Annotated in this window: 20 protein-coding genes; 9 read left to right on the top strand and 11 right to left on the bottom strand. The window is 69.1% G+C overall.

Going from position 1 to position 20,443, the window contains the following annotated elements:
* The first annotated feature begins 67 nt into the window (after window positions 1–67).
* The 3 genes from purF (at window position 68) to AC5RTY_RS02310 (ending at window position 3,335) form a co-directional block, all read left to right on the top strand.
* On the top strand, window positions 68–1,621 hold the full coding sequence (gene purF / locus AC5RTY_RS02300) for an amidophosphoribosyltransferase (protein ID WP_494138896.1): 1,554 nt from the start codon (window positions 68–70) through the stop codon (window positions 1,619–1,621).
* On the top strand, window positions 1,618–2,733 hold the full coding sequence (purM, locus tag AC5RTY_RS02305) for a phosphoribosylformylglycinamidine cyclo-ligase (RefSeq protein WP_494012868.1): 1,116 nt from the start codon (window positions 1,618–1,620) through the stop codon (window positions 2,731–2,733). The genes purF and purM overlap by 4 nt, the downstream gene beginning before the upstream one ends.
* A gap of 101 nt (window positions 2,734–2,834) precedes the next feature.
* Window positions 2,835–3,335, top strand: a complete 501-nt coding sequence (locus AC5RTY_RS02310; RefSeq protein WP_494138897.1) for a 2'-5' RNA ligase family protein — start codon at window positions 2,835–2,837, stop codon at window positions 3,333–3,335.
* A 113-nt stretch (window positions 3,336–3,448) separates the two neighbouring features.
* Here the strand turns inward: AC5RTY_RS02310 and AC5RTY_RS02315 are convergent, their stop codons facing one another.
* On the bottom strand, window positions 3,449–3,679 hold the full coding sequence (locus AC5RTY_RS02315) for a DUF3073 domain-containing protein (protein ID WP_493978099.1): 231 nt from the start codon (window positions 3,677–3,679) through the stop codon (window positions 3,449–3,451).
* A gap of 264 nt (window positions 3,680–3,943) precedes the next feature.
* Between AC5RTY_RS02315 and AC5RTY_RS02320 the strand changes: the two genes are divergently transcribed.
* Window positions 3,944–5,197, top strand: a complete 1,254-nt coding sequence (locus tag AC5RTY_RS02320; RefSeq protein WP_494138898.1) for a septum formation family protein — start codon at window positions 3,944–3,946, stop codon at window positions 5,195–5,197.
* Between the two features lie 80 nt (window positions 5,198–5,277).
* On the opposite strand, the gene clpB is transcribed toward AC5RTY_RS02320, so the two are convergent.
* A complete protein-coding gene (gene clpB / locus AC5RTY_RS02325) occupies window positions 5,278–7,902 on the bottom strand; it encodes an ATP-dependent chaperone ClpB (RefSeq protein ID WP_494138899.1) in 2,625 nt (874 codons plus the stop codon).
* Between the two features lie 258 nt (window positions 7,903–8,160).
* Between clpB and AC5RTY_RS02330 the strand changes: the two genes are divergently transcribed.
* Together AC5RTY_RS02330 and AC5RTY_RS02335 are read left to right on the top strand one after the other, a co-directional pair.
* Window positions 8,161–8,697: a GNAT family N-acetyltransferase gene (locus AC5RTY_RS02330; protein ID WP_494012872.1), complete on the top strand. Its 537-nt coding sequence runs from the start codon at window positions 8,161–8,163 to the stop codon at window positions 8,695–8,697.
* Window positions 8,698–8,717: 20 nt separating this feature from the next.
* Window positions 8,718–9,275: a HutD/Ves family protein gene (locus tag AC5RTY_RS02335; RefSeq protein WP_494049444.1), complete on the top strand. Its 558-nt coding sequence runs from the start codon at window positions 8,718–8,720 to the stop codon at window positions 9,273–9,275.
* Window positions 9,276–9,334: 59 nt separating this feature from the next.
* On the opposite strand, the gene AC5RTY_RS02340 is transcribed toward AC5RTY_RS02335, so the two are convergent.
* Entirely contained in the window at window positions 9,335–9,901 is a 567-nt protein-coding gene (locus AC5RTY_RS02340) for a YceI family protein (protein ID WP_494012874.1), read from the bottom strand.
* Window positions 9,902–10,131: 230 nt separating this feature from the next.
* Between AC5RTY_RS02340 and AC5RTY_RS02345 the strand changes: the two genes are divergently transcribed.
* Window positions 10,132–10,602 carry a pyridoxamine 5'-phosphate oxidase family protein gene (locus AC5RTY_RS02345; protein WP_494012875.1) on the top strand — a complete coding sequence of 157 codons (471 nt, stop codon included), beginning with the start codon at window positions 10,132–10,134 and terminating at the stop codon, window positions 10,600–10,602.
* Between the two features lie 33 nt (window positions 10,603–10,635).
* On the opposite strand, the gene AC5RTY_RS02350 is transcribed toward AC5RTY_RS02345, so the two are convergent.
* Both AC5RTY_RS02350 and AC5RTY_RS02355 read right to left on the bottom strand, forming a co-directional pair.
* Window positions 10,636–11,067 (bottom strand): YccF domain-containing protein, encoded by a 432-nt coding sequence (locus AC5RTY_RS02350; RefSeq protein ID WP_494000686.1) that lies wholly within the window; start codon window positions 11,065–11,067, stop codon window positions 10,636–10,638.
* 206 nt (window positions 11,068–11,273) lie between these two features.
* Entirely contained in the window at window positions 11,274–12,971 is a 1,698-nt protein-coding gene (locus AC5RTY_RS02355; protein ID WP_494138900.1) for a DEAD/DEAH box helicase, read from the bottom strand.
* A gap of 237 nt (window positions 12,972–13,208) precedes the next feature.
* On the opposite strand from AC5RTY_RS02355, the gene trmB reads away from it, so the two are divergent.
* Window positions 13,209–14,120, top strand: coding sequence for a tRNA (guanosine(46)-N7)-methyltransferase TrmB (gene trmB, locus AC5RTY_RS02360; RefSeq protein ID WP_494138901.1), 912 nt, complete (start codon window positions 13,209–13,211; stop codon window positions 14,118–14,120).
* 37 nt (window positions 14,121–14,157) lie between these two features.
* On the opposite strand, the gene AC5RTY_RS02365 is transcribed toward trmB, so the two are convergent.
* Window positions 14,158–14,817, bottom strand: coding sequence for a zf-HC2 domain-containing protein (locus AC5RTY_RS02365; protein ID WP_494138902.1), 660 nt, complete (start codon window positions 14,815–14,817; stop codon window positions 14,158–14,160).
* Window positions 14,814–15,311, bottom strand: a complete 498-nt coding sequence (locus AC5RTY_RS02370) for a sigma-70 family RNA polymerase sigma factor (protein WP_494000690.1) — start codon at window positions 15,309–15,311, stop codon at window positions 14,814–14,816. Before AC5RTY_RS02370 ends, AC5RTY_RS02365 begins: the two co-directional genes overlap by 4 nt.
* 245 nt (window positions 15,312–15,556) lie before the next feature.
* On the opposite strand from AC5RTY_RS02370, the gene AC5RTY_RS02375 reads away from it, so the two are divergent.
* Complete coding sequence (locus AC5RTY_RS02375) at window positions 15,557–16,117, top strand: COG4315 family predicted lipoprotein (protein ID WP_494138903.1); 561 nt, start codon at window positions 15,557–15,559, stop codon at window positions 16,115–16,117.
* Window positions 16,118–16,199: 82 nt separating this feature from the next.
* On the opposite strand, the gene AC5RTY_RS02380 is transcribed toward AC5RTY_RS02375, so the two are convergent.
* From AC5RTY_RS02380 to dnaK, 4 genes are all read right to left on the bottom strand, one after another.
* The gene (locus tag AC5RTY_RS02380; RefSeq protein ID WP_493978112.1) at window positions 16,200–16,622 is read right to left on the bottom strand and encodes a heat shock protein transcriptional repressor HspR; all 423 of its coding nucleotides are present in this window, start codon (window positions 16,620–16,622) and stop codon (window positions 16,200–16,202) included.
* A gap of 66 nt (window positions 16,623–16,688) precedes the next feature.
* Complete coding sequence (locus AC5RTY_RS02385; RefSeq protein WP_494138904.1) at window positions 16,689–17,657, bottom strand: DnaJ C-terminal domain-containing protein; 969 nt, start codon at window positions 17,655–17,657, stop codon at window positions 16,689–16,691.
* 129 nt (window positions 17,658–17,786) lie between these two features.
* Window positions 17,787–18,452 (bottom strand): nucleotide exchange factor GrpE, encoded by a 666-nt coding sequence (locus AC5RTY_RS02390; protein ID WP_494138905.1) that lies wholly within the window; start codon window positions 18,450–18,452, stop codon window positions 17,787–17,789.
* Window positions 18,453–18,454: 2 nt separating this feature from the next.
* Window positions 18,455–20,329, bottom strand: coding sequence for a molecular chaperone DnaK (gene dnaK / locus AC5RTY_RS02395; RefSeq protein ID WP_494000694.1), 1,875 nt, complete (start codon window positions 20,327–20,329; stop codon window positions 18,455–18,457).
* Window positions 20,330–20,443 lie beyond the last annotated feature (114 nt).

The raw sequence follows: 20,443 nt of genomic DNA on the forward strand, positions 1-20,443 counted from the left end.
CGGCAGGCACCCGTAATGCCCGTCACCTCGGTGCGCCCGCGCGCCTGGCCCATGAGAGAATGGGCGGGTGGCACGCGGTGACGGAAAACTCTCCCATGAACTTCTCCCCGGCGAAAAGGGACCCCAGGACGCCTGTGGCGTTTTCGGCGTCTGGGCACCCGGAGAAGAAGTAGCAAAACTTACCTACTACGGCCTGTACGCCCTGCAGCACCGCGGACAGGAGTCCGCCGGTATTGCCACCAGCGACGGCAAACGCATCAACGTCTACAAAGACATGGGCTTGGTGTCTCAGGTCTTCGACGAGACCACCCTCAACACGCTGAGCGGGCACATCGCCGTCGGCCATTGCCGCTATTCCACGACCGGCGGCTCCACGTGGGCGAATGCGCAGCCGACGCTGGGCGCCACCGCCACCGGCACCGTCGCGCTGGCCCACAACGGCAACCTGACCAACTCCGCCGAGCTGTACGAGAAGGTGCTGGAAAAGTTCGGCAAGCCCGACCGCGGCGAGCTGGCCCAGGGCAACACCACGGACACCGCGCTGGTCACCGCGCTCATGGCCGGCCAGGAGGGCCAGACCCTCGAGGAACGCTCGCTCGAGCTGCTGCCCAAGCTGCGCGGCGCTTTCTGCTTCACCTTCATGGACGAAGGCACGCTGTACGCCGCCCGCGACCCGGCCGGGGTCCGCCCGCTGGTGCTGGGCCGGCTGGAGCGCGGCTGGGTGGTCGCCTCCGAGACCGCGGCGCTGGACATCGTGGGTGCATCCTTCGTCCGCGAAGTCGAACCCGGCGAATTCATCGCCATCGACGAGAACGGCCTGCGCTCCCAGCGCTTCGCCGAGAAAAAGCCTGCCGGTTGCGTCTTCGAATACGTCTACCTGGCCCGCCCGGACACGTCCATCAACGGCCGCAGCATCCACGCTGCCCGCGTGGAAATGGGCCGGAAGCTGGCCAAGGAACACCCGGCCGAGGCCGACCTGGTGATTCCGACGCCGGAATCCGGGACCCCGGCCGCCATCGGCTATGCCGAGGCGTCGGGCATCCCCTACGGACAGGGACTGGTTAAAAACGCCTACGTGGGCCGGACCTTCATCCAGCCCAGCCAGACCATCCGCAAGCTCGGCATCCGGTTGAAGCTGAACCCGCTTCGGTCGGTGGTGCAGGGCAAACGGCTGGTGGTGATTGACGATTCGATCGTCCGCGGCAACACCCAGCGGGCCCTGGTCCGGATGTTGCGTGAAGCAGGTGCGGCCGAGGTGCATGTGCGCATCTCGTCTCCGCCCATTAAGTGGCCGTGCTTCTACGGCATCGACTTCGCCAGCCGGGCCGAGCTGATCGCGAACGGCATCGGGGTCGAAGATGTCAGGGCGTCACTCGGCGCCGACAGCCTGGGATACATCTCCGAAGAGGGCATGATCGAGGCGACCGAACAGCCCCGCGAGCGGCTGTGCACCGCGTGTTTCACGGGCAAGTATCCGATCGAACTGCCCACCGCCGACCGCCTGGGCAAGAACCTGCTGGAACGCGGCGAGGCGGACCAGGAACACGGCTCGTGCGACCCCGGGCCGGATTCGGAACTGGAGAAGCTCCTGACCGCCGACGACAAGAAAGAGCGAGTATGACCTCCCCCGAACAGGGCCAGATCACCTACGCCAGCGCCGGCGTCGACGTAGAGGCCGGAGACAAGGCCGTCGAGCTGATGAAGGGGGCCATCAAGGCCACTCACAACGCCAACGTCATCGGCGGGGTCGGTGGTTTCGCCGGCCTGTACGACGTTTCGGCACTGCTGAAGTACCGCAAGCCACTGCTGGCCACCTCCACCGACGGAGTGGGCACCAAGGTCGCCATCGCCCAGGCCATGGACATCCACGACACCATCGGCTTCGACCTGGTCGGCATGGTGGTGGACGACATCGTGGTGGTCGGGGCGGAGCCGCTGTTCATGACCGACTACATCGCCTGCGGCAAGGTGGTCCCGGAACGGATCGCCGACATCGTGCGCGGCATCGCCGCCGCCTGCGAGGTGGCCGGCACCGCGCTGGTGGGCGGGGAGACCGCCGAGCACCCCGGTCTGCTGGGCGAACACGAATACGACGTTGCCGGCGCCGCCACCGGCCTGGTCGAGGCCGACGACCTGCTGGGCCCGGAGCGGGTCAAGGACGGGGACGTCGTCATCGGCATGGCCTCCTCGGGCCTCCATTCCAACGGGTATTCGCTGGTCCGCCGGGTGATCAACCACGCCGGCTGGGCGCTGGACCGGCAGGTCAGCGAATTCGGCCGGACACTGGGCGAGGAACTCCTGGAGCCCACCCGCGTCTACGCGGCGGACTGCCTGGACCTGGCACGCTACGAAGCAGCCGGCGTCCACGGCTTCAGCCACGTCACCGGCGGCGGCCTGGCCGCGAACCTCGCGCGCGTGCTGCCGCAGGGACTCATGGCCACCGTGGACCGTTCCACCTGGGAGCTGCCGGCCATCTTCAAGCTCATCGGCGAACTGGGCAACGTCCCGCAGGCCGACCTGGAACGGACGCTGAACCTCGGCGTCGGCATGGTTGCCATTGTGGACCGCGCCGGTGCCGATGCCGCCCTGCAGCGCCTGAATGAGCGCGGCGTGCCCGCGTGGGTGATGGGCCAGGTCGGTCCCGCCGATCCGTCCCTCGGCGGCATCGATTATGTCCAGGGCGCCAAGGGCGTCGACGGCGGTGCCGTCCACCTGGTGAACTCCTACGCCTAGCCCGCCCGCACACCGGACCGCCCCTGCACCGCGAACGCGACGGTGCGGGGGCGGTTTTGTCCGGCATACCGGCCGGCTGGCCCGGGTGGCACACTGGACGGATGGGTGCGTACGTGGTGGTGGCGTTCGTCAGGCCGGTGACCGCCGGCTACACGTTCCCGCGCAGCCGGTGGCCGCTGCACATCACGCTGGCCCGCTTCGATACGCGGGAGCCGGCCGTGGCCGTCAGGGAACGCGTCGGCCGGGCTTTCTCCGGCTGCCCGGGGTGTGACGTGCGCATCGGTGCCGACGCGTTCTTCGGCCGGGACGGATCCGTGCCGGTCTCGCTCGTCGAGCCGGAGCCACAACTGCAGTTGCTGCACGACAGCCTGCTCGACGCGCTGGGCGATGAGGTCCACCTGCTGAGTCCGCACTACCTGCGGGAGAACTTCCGCCCGCACGTCAGCCATCAGGCAGAAGGCCGGCTCCACGCCGGCGACATCGTCCACGTGGGCCAGGCGGCGCTGGTGGACATGCGTCCGGACGGAGACCCGAGGCATCGCCGGGTGATCGACGTGTGGGCCCTGACGGACGCCCCGGAGCCGCAGCGGTCCGGCGCCTGAGTCCGGGAGTCTGGGCAGGCACTTCCGCGCACGCCATGCGCACCCACCGATCGACCACCCCATGAGGGTGAGGCTGGTGAGTGATCCCGTCCGGGAAGAAACGACCGAGCCGGCTAGCCTACGTTGCGGCTGCCGTGGTCTTCGTCGTCGTCGTACTGATCCGCGTACTTGTCCTCGTAGTCCGAGTAGTCCGGCTCATATGGCTCCTCGGAAAACGTGTCGGAGTTATGGCGTTTCGCAGCGCCGAGTTCGCGCTGGAGAGCAGTCAAGTCAGTGGCCGGGCTGAAATACTTCATGTCCCGGGCCTGCCTGGTTGCTTTTGCCTTCTGACGGCCGCGCCCCATGGCGTGACCCCCTTTGTACGTCGATCCGGAAGTGGTCGCACGACTGGCGCACGAGGTCCCGGAATAATTGATCAATTCTGTCGTACCTATAGGGTACATGGTTTTCACGACCGCTCGTGGCACGCGGACAGTGCCCGCGAGGGGGCCCGCCCGGACCCCGAAACGACTAAATCGTGCGGCGACGCGGGATTGTTGGCTAAAGTCATCGTGGACCGGTTCTCCCCTTCTCCCGGAGGACAACACGCACGGAAGGCAAGTTTCCCCATGAGCGAACAGGACAAGCGGCCTGACGACGACGGGAGGCCTCCGCTGGAGCGCCCCGAGAGCCTCGAGAGCCTCGAGGTACCCGACCCCAGCCTGCACGTCAGCGCGGACGAGGTGCAGCTGGCCGAGCCAACACTGGGACAGGCGCGCATCAGCGAGGATGCCGCCACCGAGGCCGACCTGGCCAAAGCTGCCGCCGAAGCCGAAGAGGTGGAGAAGGAAGCCGATGCCGCCGGCCAACTGGTGGGCGGCACCCGCGAGGACCGCGCCATCAAGGCCCGCGGCACCGCGCCCGCGGGAGCACCCGCCGGCGACCAGGGCCCGGCGGGCGAGGCCCCGGCCGGCGACCCGACAGCGGCGCAAACCCCGGTACGGGACGCGGCTCCGAAGCCCGCCCGCGGGGCCGCCGCGCCGGGAGCACCGGCGCCCGACGCGCCGCAACCTGCCCGCGGGGCCACCGCGGTCACTGGCACGCCGGAAACCTCGAAGCCCGACGCGGCTCGCAACCCCGACCCCGGGGCCGCTCGCAACCCCGACCCCGGGGCCGCCGCCGCGACCGGGGCGCCGGCATCACCGGCTGCGGCCGTCCCGCCGTCGGCCTGGGAGTCCGCGCCGTCCGGCACCGACGGCTCCGCGCCGGAGAAGAAGTGGTACTCCACCGCCGCCGACGGCCTGCGCGGCAGCGGGGCCGGTGACGAAGCGTCCGGCGATCCCGCCGCGGGCCCGGCGCGGAAAATGGACTGGAAGCCGCTGGTCATCATCGGCGCGGTCGTCATTGTGGCCATCGTGATTATCGCCATGATCGTCTCCAGCCTGACGAGCGGCTCACCCGCCGGCGGGGCGGCAAGTCCGGCATCGTCGCAGACCGTCGCCGAGACGCCTAACGGGGACGGCGTCGTCGCGGAGAACGTCTCGCCGTTCGATTTCCAGCAGGGTCAGTGCTTCACCGACTTCGAGGCCGTCATGCAGGAGGCAACCGTCGTCACCTGCGACACGCCGCATACGGCGCAGCTGGTGGGCACCTTCTCCTACGGGGACGACGAAGAGTTCCCGGGCGCCGACGAACTGAACATCAAGGCCCAGGAGGTCTGCACGGCCGTTGCCCTCAACGACTCCGCGGCCGACCAGCCGGATCTCAAGGACTCCTACGGCATGCCTTCGAAGGAGACGTGGGAGGCGCAGGGCGATCGCAGGATCGACTGCTTCAAGATCGTCGAGGAGGGCCAGGAGATCACCGGCTCGCTGGTGGACTAGTAACCCGACATAAAACAGTCCGGCGGCCCCGCCTTGGCGGGACCGCCGGACTTCTCCCGGGACTCTGCGGGCTGCTCAGGTCAGCCGCCCCGGACCGCCCCCACCTTCGACTGCACGCTCAGGCCGCCGGCCCCGCCGTCGACGTCGATCTCCGGCACATCCACCAGCACGGTGTCGCCGTCGCTGATCGCGCCCGCGAGGAGGCCGCGGGCCAGCTTGTCGCCGATCTCGCGCTGGACCAGCCGGCGCAGCGGCCGGGCGCCGTAGGCGGGATCGAAGCCGGTCAGGGCCAGCCATTCGCGGGCCGCGTCCGTGACCTCGAGGGTCAGCCGGCGTTCGGCCAGCCGCGCAGCCAGCGCCGCCACCTGCAGATCCACGATCCGCGAGAGTTCCTCGATGCTCAGCGGGTCGAAGATGATCACGTCATCCAGCCGGTTGAGGAACTCCGGCTTGAAGCTGGCGTTCACCACGTTCAGGACCGCTTCGCGCTTCGTGTCCGCGTCCATGGTCTGGTCCACGAGGAACTGCGAGCCGAGGTTGGAGGTCAGCACCAGGATCACGTTGCGGAAGTCCACGGTGCGGCCCTGCCCGTCGGTGAGGCGTCCGTCGTCGAGTACCTGCAGGAGGATGTCGAAGGCCTCGGGATGGGCCTTCTCCACCTCGTCCAGCAGCACCACGGAGTAGGGACGGCGCCGGACGGCCTCGGTCAGCTGGCCGCCCTCTTCGTAGCCCACGTAGCCCGGAGGGGCGCCGACCAGGCGCGACACGGAGTGCTTTTCCGAGTACTCGCTCATGTCGATCCGGACCATGGCCCGTTCGTCGTCGAACAGGAAGTCCGCCAGCGCCTTGGCCAGCTCGGTCTTGCCGACGCCGGTGGGACCCAGGAAGAGGAACGAGCCGGTGGGCCGGTCCGGGTCGCTGATGCCCGCCCGGGCGCGCCGTACCGCGTCCGCGACCGAGGCAACCGCCTTGGACTGGCCGATCAGCCGCGAGCCGATGTGTTCCTCCATCTGCAGCAGCTTCTGGCTCTCGCCCTGCAGCATGCGGCCGGCGGGGATGCCGGTCCACGCGGAGATGACCTCGGCGATGTCGTCGGCGGTGACCTCCTCGGAGACCATCTGGTCCCGGCCCGCGCCGCCCTGTTCCTCGGCCGCCTGCGCCTGGGCCAGATCCTTTTCGAGCGTGGGGATTTCCCCGTACAGGATCCGGGAGGCCTCGGCCAGGTCGCCCTCGCGCTGCGACTTGTCGGCCTGCGAGCGCAGCTCGTCCAGCTTGGCCTTCAGGTCGCCCACCCGGTTCAGCCCGGCCTTCTCCGCCTCCCACCGGGAGTTCAGGGCCGCCAGCTGCTCCTTCTTGTCTGCCATGTCGGCGCGCAGCGCCTCCAGCCGTTCCCGGGAGGCCGCGTCGGTCTCGTTGGCCAGCGCCAGTTCTTCCATGGTGAGCCGGTCGACGGCGCGGCGCAGCTGGTCGATCTCCTCGGGCGCCGAATCGATCTCCATCCGCAGCCGGGAGGCGGCCTCGTCCACCAGGTCGATGGCCTTGTCCGGCAGCTGCCGGCCGGAGATGTAGCGGTTGGACAGCGTCGCGGCGGCCACCAGGGCAGAGTCCCCGATCGATACCTTGTGGTGCGCCTCGTAGCGCTCCTTGAGCCCGCGCAGGATACCGATGGTGTCCTCGACGCTCGGCTCCCCCACGTAGACCTGCTGGAAGCGCCGCTCCAGCGCCGGATCCTTCTCGATATTCTCGCGGTATTCGTCCAGCGTGGTGGCGCCGATCAGCCGCAGCTCGCCGCGGGCCAGCATCGGCTTGAGCATGTTGCCGGCGTCCATCGAGCCTTCGGATGCCCCGGCGCCGACGACGGTATGCAACTCGTCGATGAAGGTGACAATCTGACCGTCCGAGTTCTTGATCTCTTCCAGCACGGCCTTCAGCCGTTCCTCGAACTCGCCCCGGTACTTGGCGCCGGCCACCATGGCCGCGAGGTCCAGCGACATCAGCGTCTTGCCGCGCAGCGATTCGGGCACGTCGCCGGCCACCATCCGCTGGGCCAGGCCCTCCACCACGGCGGTCTTGCCGACCCCGGGTTCGCCAATCAGCACGGGGTTGTTCTTGGTGCGGCGCGAGAGCACCTGGACCACGCGGCGGATTTCCGCGTCCCGGCCGATCACCGGATCCAGCTTCCCGGCGCGCGCGATGGCGGTCAGGTCGGTGCCGAACTTCTCCAGCGCCTGGAACGTGTTCTCCGGGTCGGCGCTGGTGACCTTCCGGTCTCCGCGCACCCCCGGCAGGGCGGCGAGGAGTGCTTCGTGGGATGCGCCGGCGTCGCGCAGGATCTTCCCGACGGCGGCGTTGTCCGCCGCGAGGCCCAGCAGCAGATGCTCGGTGGAGACGAAGGAGTCCCCCAGCTTCTCCGCCTCCTGCTGGGCGGCCTTCACCGCCTGAAGCAGGCCCCGGGAGTACTGCGCTTGCGCCACGGAGGATCCCGACGACGACGGCAGGGCCTTGATCGCGGTGCTCGCCTGGACACTCACCGAGTCCGGATCGGCCCCGGCGGACTTCAGCACGGCTACGGCCACGCCGTCGCGCTGGTCCATCAGGGCCTTGAGCAGGTGGGCGGGCTCGATCTGCGGATTGCCCGCCGTCGAGGCGTTCATCGCCGCGGCCGACAGCGCTTCCTGGCTTTTGGTGGTGAATTTAGCGTCCAACGCATCTCTCCGTTCGCTCCGGAATGGATCTGGCCAGCCCCGTGAGTGCCGGCCCTGAAACTAAGTTGAGTGTATTCCACTCAACTTTGAATGTAAAGTTATCCACAGGCTGCGGAGCGCAGGATCACCGCCCCCGGAGCTCTGCTCCCCCGCCCCCGAAGCCTCCTTGCCCGCCTCCATCTTGTCGCCCCGGCGCCCCTGCCCGGAAGGGCGTCCGGCGAATAGGCTGTAGCGGGGACGTGCAGGAGGCGGACGGAGGTGGCCCTGACGGAAACCATGTTGGAAACTGCCCGGCTGCTGCTGAACCAGCCGACGCCGGAGGACATCAGCGCCATGTTCCGGATCCTCTCCGACCGGCGCACCACGCGGTTCAATCCTTCCGACGCGCTGATCTGGAACGAGGAAGCCGAGGGCCTGTTCCAGCGCTGGGAAAGGCAGTGGGAGGACCACGGCGTGGGCTACTTCGCCGTCCGCCTGCCCGGCCGCGAAGACGCCATCGGGTTTGCCGGCGTCAAGCACGTGGCGCTGTCCGGGCGCCCGGTGCTGAATCTCTACTACCGTTTCGACCCCGCCGTGTGGCACCGCGGTTACGGGCGCGAGGCGGTGGCCGCCGTCGTCGCCCATGTCAACGAGTTCTTGGAACTGCCGCCGATCCTGGCGCTGGTCCATCCGGCCAACACCGCGTCCCGGCGCATCGTCACGTCGCTGGGGTTCGAACGGAACGAGGCCGCGGCGGTCAGCGGCCCGGACGGCTACCAGGACGCTTATGTGCTGAACTGGGACCGGCAGCTATAACATCCGGTCAAGGAGTCCCAGTGGAGATCATTCGCGCAGCCGCGCTCAAGGAACAGCGGTGGCGGAACGGCGGCGGCGTCACCAGGGAACTGGCGGCCGGTGACGTCGGCACGGACGGGCTCCCCGGTTGGCGGTTAAGCCTGGCGGACATCAGCTCGGACGGCAGCTTCTCCGAATATCCGGGCGTGGACCGAATATTCACCATTGTGGACGGCGACGTCGCCTTCCTGACCGTGGACGGCAGCCAGCACCGGATGGAACGCTACCGCCCGTTCCGGTTCGACGGCGGGAGCAGCGCGGACTGCAGCCTGCCCACCGGGCCGTGCCGCGCGCTGAACGTCATGACCCGCCGCGGGGCCTGGGGCGCCGGCCTGCTGATCGTCGAGCTCTCGAAGAAACAGCCGCTGCGGCTGTCGGACGGACAGTACCTGGTGCTGCTGCAGGGCCAGGCCCAGGCGACGGCTGACGGCACCGCCCAGCCGCTGCATCCCTACGACACCGTGGTCGGCTCGGTCGCGGCCGAGGTCAGCGGCCGCGGGTTCGCGGCACTGGTGTCGGTCTATCCCGCCGGGGACTGAGGCGGCCGGGCCCTGAGGGCGCCGGGCCGCCGGAGCCGGCTCCTCATTGCGCCGGTTCCCTACTGCGCGGCGGCGTCCTCGACCTTGACCGCGGAGACCTCGAACTCCAGCATCACGCGGTCCGACACGAGCATGCCGCCCGAGTCCAGGGCCGTGTTCCATTTGACCCCGAACTCCTGCCGGTCAATGCGCCGGGAGCCCTCAAAGCCCGCCCGGAGCTGCCCGCCCGGGTCCCGCTCCACGCCGATGAAGTCGATCGGAACCGCAACCTGCTTGGTGATGCCGCGGATGGTCAGGTCGCCGTTCACAATGAAGTTTGCGCTTGCCACCTGATCGATGCGGGTGCTGACGAACGTAATCTCCGGATAGTTCGGCGCATCGAAGAAGTCGTTCGTGCGCAGATGCTCGTCGCGTTGCGGGCTGCGGGTATCAATGCTGGCGACCTTGATCGTGACCTTGACGGACGAGTTGGCCGGGTTGTCCACGTCGGCCTGGATGATGCCTTCCACGTCGTTGAACGCGCCCCGGACTTTGGTCACCATGGCATGGCGGGTGGAAAATCCGATCCGGGTATGGGCCGGGTCGAACCGCCACTCCCCGGACAGATCAGGAGATAGTTCGGACATGGCAGCGCTCCTCCTCTGGCACAGGCACTGCCTTCCCCAAAGCCAGATGGATGCGCCCGGCCGTCTCCTTCAGCCGCATGCGGCTCGTGTGGTAATTCCAACACATAATGGGACGCAGTGCACCACCTGGGCGCCTGAATTCCGGGGCCGCCCCGGCGACCCCGGAACGGCACCCGACCGGCGGAATCCGCGCCCTATCCCAGCCTGTCAGCGGTCAATAGACTGATGCCATGACCACCGCGAACGAGATGCCTTCATCGACGACACAGCTGCCTGTGGCCGATTGCTGGAAATTGTTCCGCAGCGCTGACTTCGGCCGGCTCGGAGTCGTCGTCGATTCCCACCCGGAGATCTTTCCGGTCAATTACGTCGTGGATCACGGCAGCATCGTGTTCCGCTCCGCCCCGGGAACCAAGCTCGACGCCGCCCTCGCCGGCGAAGTGGTTCTGGAGGTGGACGGCTTCGATCCGGCCACCGGCGTCGCCTGGAGCGCCGTCGCGCGCGGCAGCGCCCAGCGGATGAACAGCATTGAGGACGTCCTGGAATCGGCAATGCTGCCGCTGTTCCCCTGGCAGTCGGGCGAAAAGAACAATTTCGTCCGCATCGTTCCCACGGTGGTCACCGGACGGCGTTTTGTGGTGCCGGCATCGGCCCGCCGCACGCCGGGGCTCAGCGACAGCCGCCGGCTGCAGATCGAGTAGCCGCCCGCCTGGCCGGCCGGCCGCACCGACGGGTCAGCGCCAGGTAACGGGTCCCGGCTGATAGCCGGGAATGTAGCCCGGGAACGCCCGGTCGGTGGGCACGATCTGTTTGCCCAGCGGCGTCAGGGACACCGGAATCATCTTGAGGTTGGCGATCGCCAGCGGGATGCCGATGATGGTGATCGCCTGCGCCACCGCCGTCAGCACATGCCCGATCGCGATCCAGATGCCGGCGACCAGCAGCCAGATGATGTTTCCCAGCGTGGACATAAAGTAGGTGCGCCCGCCGCGGTCGACCACCATGCGGCCGAACGGCCACAGCGCATAGCCCGCGATGCGGAACGACGCAATGCCGAACGGGATCGTCACGATCAGCAGGCAGCAGACGATGCCGGCCAGGAAGTAGCCCAGCGCCAGCCAGATGCCGCCGAACAGGAGCCAGATAACGTTCAGGAGTGCCTTCATCCCACCATTCTGGCCACGGACGCGCCCGGCCGCCATACGGGACGACCCTGAGTGGCCCCCGATGTGCCGTTGAGGCGCGGGTCGTCGGTGGAGCACCGCAGCGCGGCCCCCGGCACGACAAGACTTCCCTGTCGAAAATTAAAGGCCGCAGGGCGGCCCCTTCCGTACGGAGGGGCCGCCCTGCGGCCTTCGGCTCTGCGCCCGGCCTAGCTGGTCCGGCGCTTTTCCTGCGAAGCCGGCGCCGTGGCGCGGCGCGGGCCGCGGCGGGCCGGACGCTCGGAAGCCGGAGTCTCCGACCGGAAGACCGGGCGGGTGCCGCCGGCCGTAGAGCGCTGCGGACCGCCGGCGGTGCGCGGCGCGCCGCCCGACCGGGCCGGGCCGCCGGAACGCGCCGGCCCCGCACTGCGGCCGCCTGCCGCGGTGCTCGACTGGCCGCGGCGCCCGGCGGTATCCGCCCCGGCGGCGCTGCGATGGCTGCCGTGGCTGCGGGCCGCAACGTCCCGGCCGGCCTGGCCGCGGTTTTCGCCGCGGGCCGGCTGGCGCTGGCCGCTCTCCGGACCGCCGGCGCGTGCGGCGCCGGAGGCCTGGCGGGCTTCACTGGAGCGGGTCCGTCCGCCGCGGCCGCCGGACCGCATGGCCCGCTTGCGCTGGGCGTTGGCGCCGGTGGAAGTGCCGCCGCCGTGCTGCGGCAGGTTCGCTGCCTGCTGCTGGGCCCGCAACTGCGGATCGACCGGTGCGGCCACCTCGCCCACCAGTTTCACCAGCAGGTCCGAGGACGCGGTGACGCTTTCGAAGGCTACGTCCACGCCGGCCGCCTTCATCAGCTTGCCGACTTCCAGCCGCTGTTCCGGCAGCGCCAGGGTCACGACGGTGCCGTCGGAACCGGCGCGGGCGGTACGGCCGGAACGGTGCAGGTACGCCTTGTGTTCGGTGGGCGGATCCACGTGGATCACCAGTTCCACCTCGTCCACGTGCACGCCGCGGGCGGCCACGTCCGTGGCGACCAGCACGCGCACATGGCCGGAGGAGAACTCGGCGAGGTTGCGGTCGCGGGCGTTCTGCGACAGGTTGCCGTGCAGGTCCACCGCCGGGATGCCGGCGGCGGTGAGGGCCTTGGCCAGCTTCCGGGCGTGGTGCTTGGTGCGGGTGAACAGCACGCGGCGCCCGGCTCCGGCGGCCAGCCGGTTGAGCACCTGCTTCTTTTCGGAGGCATCGCGGGTTACGAGCACATGGTGTTCCATGGTGGTGACCGCGGCCTGCGGGTCGTCCACGGAGTGGGTCAGCGGGCTGGACAGGTAACGCTGCACCAGCTTGTCCACGCCGTTGTCCAGGGTCGCGGAGAACAGCATGCGCTGCCCGCCGGCCGGGGTGGTGTCCAGCAGCTTCTTCACCACGGGCAGGAAGCCCAGGTCGGCCATGTGGTCGGCCTCGTCCAGGACGGTGATTTCCACCGATTCCAGCGTGATGATCTTCTGCTTCATCAGGTCTTCGAGCCGGCCCGGGCAGGCAATCACGATGTCGACGCCGGCGCGCAGCGCCTTTTCCTGGCGTTGCTGCGAGACGCCGCCGTAGATCACCGTGGTGTTCAGGCCCAGCTCCGACGCCAGCGGCTCAATGGTGGCATTGAGCTGGGTGGCCAGCTCACGGGTCGGCGCCAAGACCAGGCCCAGCGGGCGTCCGGGTTTGCGGAAATGGGCGGCCTCGCGCTCGGCCAGCCTGGCGACCAGCGGCAGCGCGAACGCGAGCGTCTTGCCGGAGCCGGTGCGGCCGCGGCCCAGCACGTCCCGGCCGGCCAGCGTATCGGGCAGCGTCTCGGTCTGGATGGGGAACGGGGCGTCGATGCCATCGGCAGCGAGCTTCGAAGCAAGGGCCTTGGGCACGCCAAGGGCAACAAAAGTAGTCATAAGAAAGTGAGAATGTCTTCCGGTCAGTGTCCCCGCGGCAGGTTAGCCCAGGGTCGCCGAAGAAAAATCAGACAGTGCCAACCGCCCGGACCTGTCCGGTCACGTCGTTAGACGGAAAGCGGCGGCGCAATTGAAAGCGTTCATCGACGCAGGGAAACGCGTCAAACTGCGCCTCCGAGTAGCACCAGTCTAGCAGCACGTCCGGGCCGCCCGCGCACGGGCGATACTCTGGTGGGGATGACCAGCGACTCCCCCACCCCTGATTTTCCCGCGAACGACGACGGTGCGCGCCTCGCGCAGCCCACCCACCTCGCCCGTCCGGTCAGCTTTGTGCGCCGCGGATCCCGGCTGCAGGGCCGCCGCCAGCAGGCCTGGGACGAATACGGCCCCAGGTTCGCCGTGGACCTCCCGCGCCACGGCGGCGACACCACCGTGGACCCGGACTATGTCTTCGACGCGGCGGCAGCCTTCGGACGCGAGGCACCCCTGGTGGTGGAGATCGGATCCGGCCTCGGGGAGGCCGTCTGCCATGCGGCGGAGCAGCATCCGGAGTGGAACTTCCTGGCCCTGGAGGTCTACCGGCCGGGGCTGGCGCAGACCCTGCTGCGGATCGGCCAGCACGGCCTGTCCAACGTGCGGGTGGCGCAGGTCAACGCGCCTGACGCCCTCGCGACCATGCTGCCCGAGTCCTCGGTCGCCGAGCTCTGGGTGTTCTTTCCCGACCCGTGGCACAAGACCCGCCACCACAAGCGGCGGCTGGTGCAGGAGAGCTTCGCGGACCTCGCCGCCCGCGTCCTGCAGCCGGGCGGAATCTGGCGCCTGGCCACCGACTGGTCCGACTACGCGATCCAGATGCGCCGGGTGGCCGACGCCTCGCCGGACTTCCGCAACCTGCATGCCGGCGAGCGCACCGGCAAAAACAGCCCGCTGACCCAGGTCTGGGAAAGCGGCGTGGAAGGCGTGGTGGGCGGCGCCCCGGTGCGCGAAGGCAAGATCCCGGTCAGTACCGGAAATGCCAGCACCGGTGAAGGCATGGATGAGCACGGCGGCTGGGCGCCCCGCTTCGACGGCCGGACCATGACCAGCTTCGAGCAGAAGGCCCACGACGCCGGGCGGATGATCTTCGACCTGGCCTACCGCCGGAACTGATCCCCGCCTGAGCTAAACCGCACTGGACCCCGCGGGCTCAGTCCGTGGCCACTGCCGCCAGCGTTGTGTCCGCCCCGTTGCGAAGCTCCACCTGGACAATTTCGTCGGTGGCCATGGCGCAGGCTGCGGTGAGCGTGGCGCGGCCCGCCGGCGTCGCCTGCCAAGAGGCCACCTGATAGGTGTAGCCGGTGTCTCCTGTCACCCAGAGGGTGAGTAGTCCGTCCCGCGGCAGCTGCTCCCCCGCTACCTGCATCTCGGTGCCCCACGCCTTGTGCACCAGCGCCAGCTCCAGCTGCAGGCCGCCGTCGGCGGTCATCACATAACTCTCCGTCGCCGGCGGCTGCTGCTGCTGCGTCAGCAACGGCCCGATGGCCGCCCCGGCGACCAGGCACACGCCCGCCACGGCCGCCACCAACCCGGCCCACCGCCGTCGCTCCTTCCGCCGCCGGCGGGCCAGTTCGTCCACCAGTTCCCGGGTGCGTTCCTCGACTTCGTGTTGCGGCGGTGCCGCCAGCTCCAAGGCGGCGTCGCGTGGCAGCGCGTCCAGCAGATCGGGCAGCGTTTCCAGCTCCGCGGCCTCCCGGCGGCACGCGGGGCAGGAGGCCAGGTGTTCTTCGAAGCCCGCCCGTTCGCGGCGGTCCAGTCCGCCCAGCACATAGAGGCCGAGCAGTTGGTGCTGTTCCTCGTTGGCATTCACTGCTGCCCCACCCCCATCTCGTCCAGTACGGCCCGCAGGGCCTTGGCCGCGTAGAACGCCCGCGACTTCACAGTGCCCAGAGGAATGCCCAGCGACCGGGCGGCTTCGGACGACGTGAGCCGCTGGTAGTGCAGGGCGAGGATGATGTTGCGGTGCTCGGGGCTGATGCGAGCCAGCGCTTCCTCCATGACCACACGGAGCAGGAGCCGCTCCAGCTGGTCTTCTTCGCTGGCCGGCTCGTCCTCGCCCAAGCCGGTCTCGCCCGGCCGCCGGGTGCGGCGCCGGTAGCCGTCGATAATGACGTGACGGGCGGTTTGGTAGAGGTAGCCGCGCATGTTGTCGGTTTCCGGGCCGCGCTTCCACACCCGCAGGATCGTCTCCTGCACCACGTCCTCCACCTGGTCCGCGTCGGAGGTCGCCGCGCGCACGAACCGGCGCAGCGCCGTGGCGTGGTCGCGGTAGAGGCGGGCCACGGCCTCGTCGTCCAATGCCACGGCCGCCTCCTTCCTCCCGGCAGCCCCGGCCGCCCCGCCGGCGGCGGACGTCCCCGTGCAGCGTCCCACGCGGCGTCCTACCGGGTACGACGACGGCGGCGGCGTTCCGGTTCATCCAGCCCGCGGGATCCACTCCGCCCGACGTTGAACCATTGTGGGTGCGGCCGGCGTCTTTGCCAATAGCGGGCCGCGCGCCCCGCGGCACGACGTTCCGGGCACCGCCCGGGAGACCGCAAAGGAACCCCATGAGAATCACGCAGACAGCCGCGGCAGCCCTGCTGGCCGCCGCCATGATGGGCCTCGCCGGGTGCGGAGGAGGCTCGGGTACGGAAACGCCTGCCGGCCCGGAGGCGCCGCCGGCAGGCGAGGCGCCGACGACGGGCGCCCCCGGAATGACCACGCCGGCGGCGCCGAAGACAGACGGCGGGGAGACCGGCGGCGCGCAGGCATCCGGCGCCGCCTCTACCCTCACGACGGCCGAATCCGACCTGGGCGAAATCGTGGTGGACGGCGAAGGCATGACCGTTTACTACTTCACCAAGGACGTCCCGGACTCAGGCGAGAGCGCCTGCACGGGCGACTGCCTGGCCGCGTGGCCGCCCGTGCTGGCCGAGGAAGAACCGGAACTCGACGGGGTCACCGCGGAGGTGGGCCTCATCGACACCCCGGACGGGCAACAGCAGGTGACGCTGAACGGCATGCCCATCTACTACTGGGCGCAGGACAAGGCCCCGGGAGACACGACCGGACAGGGCGTGAACGACGTCTGGTTTGTGGTCGCCCCCGACGGCGAAATGATCAAGTAGCTCCACGCCGCCATCCTGCCCGCAGCCGCCTGCCCGGGGCCGGCAGCTGCGGGCGTCCGATCACAGGCGCCGGCCGGACGGGTCAGCGCTGCGGCCGCCAGACCATCAGCGCCTGGCTGCGCGGACGCGGCCGCTGGCCGCGGGCCAGCGTCACCACGTCGCCGGCGAGGCCGGCGGCGAACACCCGGCTGGAGTCGGTGCCCCGGCGCTGCCGTGCCATCAGTTCCTCGGAGAGGTCCCGGACCTGGGCCTTGAGCGCGGCGACCTCGTTTTCCAGCTGGAGGATGCGCTTGATCCCTTCCAGCGAGACGCCCTCCTGGGACAGCCGCTGGACCTCACGCAGGGTGTTCACGTCCTTCTGCGAATAGCGGCGCTGCCTGCCCCGCTGGCGCGACGGAGAGACCAGGCCGAGACGGTCGTACTGGCGCAGCGTCTGCGGGTGCATGTCCGCCAGTTCGGCCGCCACCGAAATCACGAAGATCGGCGCGTTCATATCGATGCTCATGGTGCTCTCCCTCCTGCGCTTCGCGCGTTTCCCGTCCGGACTGTCCCGACCTGTCGTAATTTCCCGCTACAGCCTGGCCTTGGCGGCAAGATTCCCGCGCGGGTCGGACCCGGCAGTCGCCGCCGCGAAGGCGTTAACCGCGTCTTCGGCCTCTTTCCCAAGGTTCTGCGGGACCACCACGTCGATGGTCACGAGCAGGTCGCCGGTGTTCTTCGAGGTCTTCACCCCGCGTCCCTTCACGCGGAGCGTTCGGCCGGAGGGTGTTCCTGCCGGCACCTTGACCTTGACGAATTCACCCGTCAGGGTCGGCACGTCGATCTGCGCGCCCAGCGCGGCCTCCGGGAACGTGACCGGGACGTGGATCCGGATGTTGTCGCCGTCGCGCTGGAAGAACGGGTGGGGCTTGACGTTGACGGTCACCATCAGGTCGCCCGCGCCGGCGGGGCCGGCCTGGCCCTTGCCGCGGACGCGGACCTTCTGGCCGTCTTTAATCCCGGCCGGAATCCGCACGTCGATCACTTCGCCGCTGGGTTCGCGCAGCCCGATGGTGGTGCCGTTGATGGAACCGGCGAAGGAAATGCTGGTGGTTGCGGTGCGGTCGGCGCCCCTGCGCGGGGGCTGCTGCTGCGGGAAACCGCCGAAACCGCCGAACAGATCGGCGAACTCCGGCGGCACGGTGCCCGCGGAGCCGGTGCGGGTGCGGGTGCCTTGGCCGAACAGGTTGCCGAAGATGTCCTCGAAGCCGCCCGCGCCCGGCCCGCCGGCGCTGCCGGGACCGCCGGCGCTGAAGCGCGCGCCGCTGCCCATGGCGCGGATCGCGTCGTACTGCTCGCGCTCCCCCGGGTCCGAGAGGACCGAGTAGGCCTCGGAGATGTCCTTGAACTTCTTTTCCGAACCTTCGTCCCCCCGGTTGGTATCCGGATGGTGGGTCCGCGCGAGCTTGCGGTACGCCTTCTTAATGTCCGCGTCGGATGCGTCCTTGGAGACACCGAGGATCTTGTAGAAGTCCTTCTCGACCCAGTCCTGGCTAGCCATGCAGGCGCCTCCTTTCAGTTGTCACAAAGTCTATGGGCACCGGCGCCCCCGGACGGACGGGTTGGCCTCCGAGCGTCCGAAGGCCAACCCGTCATCAGGGGCTGGGCGCCGTGGCGCCCGCTGCCGGTGTCATTCTGCCGGTACGGCTACCACTACCTGGGCGGCGCGCAGTACCCGGTCGCCGGCCCGGTAGCCCAGGCGCAGGACCTGGCTGACGGTGTCCAACTCCACCTCGGCGTCGGGCTGCTGCATCAAGGCCTCGTGGATATTCGGGTCGAATTCGACGCCGGTCTCCTCGATGCGGGCCAGGCCGTAGGTCTTGAGCACACCGTCCAGCTTGGTGGCAATGGCCGCGAACGGTCCGTCCGCGAGATCGCCGTGCTGGCGCGCCGCATCGATGTCGTCCAAAACGGGCAGCAGCGAGTTCAGCACGCCGATGACGGCCATCTCGCCGGCCACGGCGCGGTCGCGTTCCACCCGCTTGCGGTAGTTCACGTACTCCGCCTGCAGCCGGAGCAGGTCGTTCTTCAACTCCTCGGCCTCCTGCGACGTGCTCCCCTGGGCAACAGATTCCCCGGCCGGGACCTCGGCCCCGTTCAGGATCTGCTCCGCCTGGGCCAGCGCGTCGGCGTCGGCGCCCTGGCCGGCCGCGGCGGTTGCTTCCGCGGCCTGCCCGGCGTTCCCGGCTGCTCCCGCGGCACCGCGGACCTGTCCGGTTTCCGGATCGATCTTGCGGTTGTCGCGGTAGTTCACCGGCTCGCTCTGGTGTTCTTCTTCGTTACCTTTTTCGGCCATGGTTACTTCTTCTCGTCTTCGTCGACCACTTCGGCGTCCACGATGTCCTCGTCGGCCGCACCGGAGCCGGCATCGGAGGCACCGTCGCCGGCAGCCGCACCGTCACCGGCCGCGCCGGAGGCCTGCGCCTGCGAGTAGATGGCCTCGCCCAGCTTGGTCTGGGATGCCTGCAGCTTCTCGAACGCGGCCTTGACCTCGTCGTCGTTGTCCTGCTTTTCCAGTGCGGACTTCAGGGCGTCGACGTCGGCCTTGACCTCGGTCTTGACCTCTTCGGGCAGCTTGTCATCGTTGTCGGCGAGCAGCTTGTCCACCGAGTAGGCCAACTGCTCGGCCGAGTTGCGGACGTCGGCGGCCTCGCGGCGCTTCTTGTCCTCGGCGGCGTGCTCTTCGGCCTCCCGCACCATGCGGTCGATGTCATCCTTGGACAGCGCGGTGCCGCCGGTGATGGTCATCGACTGCTCGGCGCCGGTGCCCTTGTCCTTGGCGGACACGTGCACAATGCCGTTGGCGTCGATGTCGAAGGTGACCTCGACCTGTGGCACGCCCCGCGGCGCCGGCGCGATGCCGGTCAGCTCGAAGGTGCCCAGCGGCTTGTTGTCGCGGGTGAATTCGCGCTCGCCCTGGAAGACCTGGATGGCCACGGAGGGCTGGTTGTCATCCGCGGTGGTGAACGTCTCGGACCGCTTGGTCGGGATCGCGGTGTTGCGCTCGATCAGCTTGGTCATCACGCCGCCCTTGGTCTCAATGCCCAGCGACAGCGGGGTGACGTCGATCAGCAGGACGTCCTTGCGCTCGCCCTTCAGGACGCCGGCCTGCAGGGCGGCGCCAACGGCCACGACCTCGTCGGGGTTCACGCCCTTGTTCGGCTCCTTGCCGCCGGCCATTTCCTTGACCAGTTCGACGACGGCGGGCATGCGGGTGGAGCCGCCGACCAGCACGATGTGGTCGATGTCGGAGACCTTGATGCCGGCTTCCGTGATCACGTCGTGGAACGGCTTCTTGGTGCGCTCGAGCAGGTCCGCGGTCAGGTCCTGGAACTTGGCCCGGCTCAGGTGCTCGTCCAGGTGCACCGGTCCCTCCGGGGTGACGGAGAGGTACTGCAGGGAGATGTTGGTGGAGGAGGCCGATGACAGTTCCTTCTTCGCCTGCTCCGCCGCTTCCTTCAGGCGCTGCAGGGCGATCTTGTCCTTCGACAGGTCGGCGCCCTTGGACTTGGCCTGCTGCAGCAGGAAGTCAACCACCCGCTGGTCCCAGTCGTCGCCGCCGAGACGGTTGTCGCCGGAGGTGGCGCGGACCTGGATGGTGGAGAATTCGTCCTCGTCCTTGCCGACTTCCAGCAGGGACACGTCGAACGTGCCGCCGCCGAGGTCGAAGACCAGGATCAGTTCGTCTTCCTTGCCCTTGTCGAGGCCGTAGGCCAGGGCCGCCGCGGTGGGCTCGTTGACGATGCGCAGCACGTTCAGGCCGGCAATTTCGCCGGCTTCCTTGGTGGACTGGCGCTCGGCGTCGTTGAAGTACGCCGGCACGGTGATCACCGCGTCGGTGACCTTCTCGCCCAGGTAGGACTCGGCGTCGTGCTTGAGCTTCTGCAGGATGCGGGCGGAGATTTCCTGGGCGGTGTAGTTCTTGCCGTCGATCTCCACCTTCCAGTCGGTGCCCATGTGGCGCTTGACCGAGGCGATGGTGCGCTCGATGTTGTTGACGGCCTGGCGCTTGGCGATCTCGCCGACCAGCACCTCGCCCGACTTGGAGAACGCGACGACGGACGGCGTGGTGCGGCCGCCCTCGGCGTTGGCGATGACGGTGGGTTCGCCACCCTCCAGAACTGAAACAACGGAGTTGGTGGTTCCGAGGTCGATACCTACTGCACGAGACATACGCGTGTCCTTCCTTTGCGGCCGCCGCAACGGCCTGGATTACTGTGGGCGGCCCGACCCCCGGAGTATCCGGGTGGCGCCGCGGTGGGCGGCAGCCGATGTGAGCCTTCTGCA

The organism is Arthrobacter sp. Y3224055, assembly GCF_059090825.1.

Excerpts from the sequence above, each read along its gene's own strand:
- AC5RTY_RS02390 (WP_494138905.1), bottom strand. The coding sequence starts at position 18,452 with ATGGCCGAAAAAGGTAACGAAGAAGAACACCAGAGCGAGCCGGTGAAC.
- AC5RTY_RS02350 (WP_494000686.1), bottom strand. The coding sequence starts at position 11,067 with ATGAAGGCACTCCTGAACGTTATCTGGCTCCTGTTCGGCGGCATCTGG.
- AC5RTY_RS02340 (WP_494012874.1), bottom strand. The coding sequence starts at position 9,901 with ATGTCCGAACTATCTCCTGATCTGTCCGGGGAGTGGCGGTTCGACCCG.
- AC5RTY_RS02345 (WP_494012875.1), top strand. The coding sequence starts at position 10,132 with ATGACCACCGCGAACGAGATGCCTTCATCGACGACACAGCTGCCTGTG.
- AC5RTY_RS02375 (WP_494138903.1), top strand. The coding sequence starts at position 15,557 with ATGAGAATCACGCAGACAGCCGCGGCAGCCCTGCTGGCCGCCGCCATG.
- AC5RTY_RS02310 (WP_494138897.1), top strand. The coding sequence starts at position 2,835 with ATGGGTGCGTACGTGGTGGTGGCGTTCGTCAGGCCGGTGACCGCCGGC.
- AC5RTY_RS02315 (WP_493978099.1), bottom strand. The coding sequence starts at position 3,679 with ATGGGGCGCGGCCGTCAGAAGGCAAAAGCAACCAGGCAGGCCCGGGAC.
- trmB (WP_494138901.1), top strand. The coding sequence starts at position 13,209 with ATGACCAGCGACTCCCCCACCCCTGATTTTCCCGCGAACGACGACGGT.
- dnaK (WP_494000694.1), bottom strand. The coding sequence starts at position 20,329 with ATGTCTCGTGCAGTAGGTATCGACCTCGGAACCACCAACTCCGTTGTT.
- AC5RTY_RS02355 (WP_494138900.1), bottom strand. The coding sequence starts at position 12,971 with ATGACTACTTTTGTTGCCCTTGGCGTGCCCAAGGCCCTTGCTTCGAAG.
- AC5RTY_RS02380 (WP_493978112.1), bottom strand. The coding sequence starts at position 16,622 with ATGAGCATCGATATGAACGCGCCGATCTTCGTGATTTCGGTGGCGGCC.
- AC5RTY_RS02385 (WP_494138904.1), bottom strand. The coding sequence starts at position 17,657 with ATGGCTAGCCAGGACTGGGTCGAGAAGGACTTCTACAAGATCCTCGGT.
- AC5RTY_RS02320 (WP_494138898.1), top strand. The coding sequence starts at position 3,944 with ATGAGCGAACAGGACAAGCGGCCTGACGACGACGGGAGGCCTCCGCTG.
- purM (WP_494012868.1), top strand. The coding sequence starts at position 1,618 with ATGACCTCCCCCGAACAGGGCCAGATCACCTACGCCAGCGCCGGCGTC.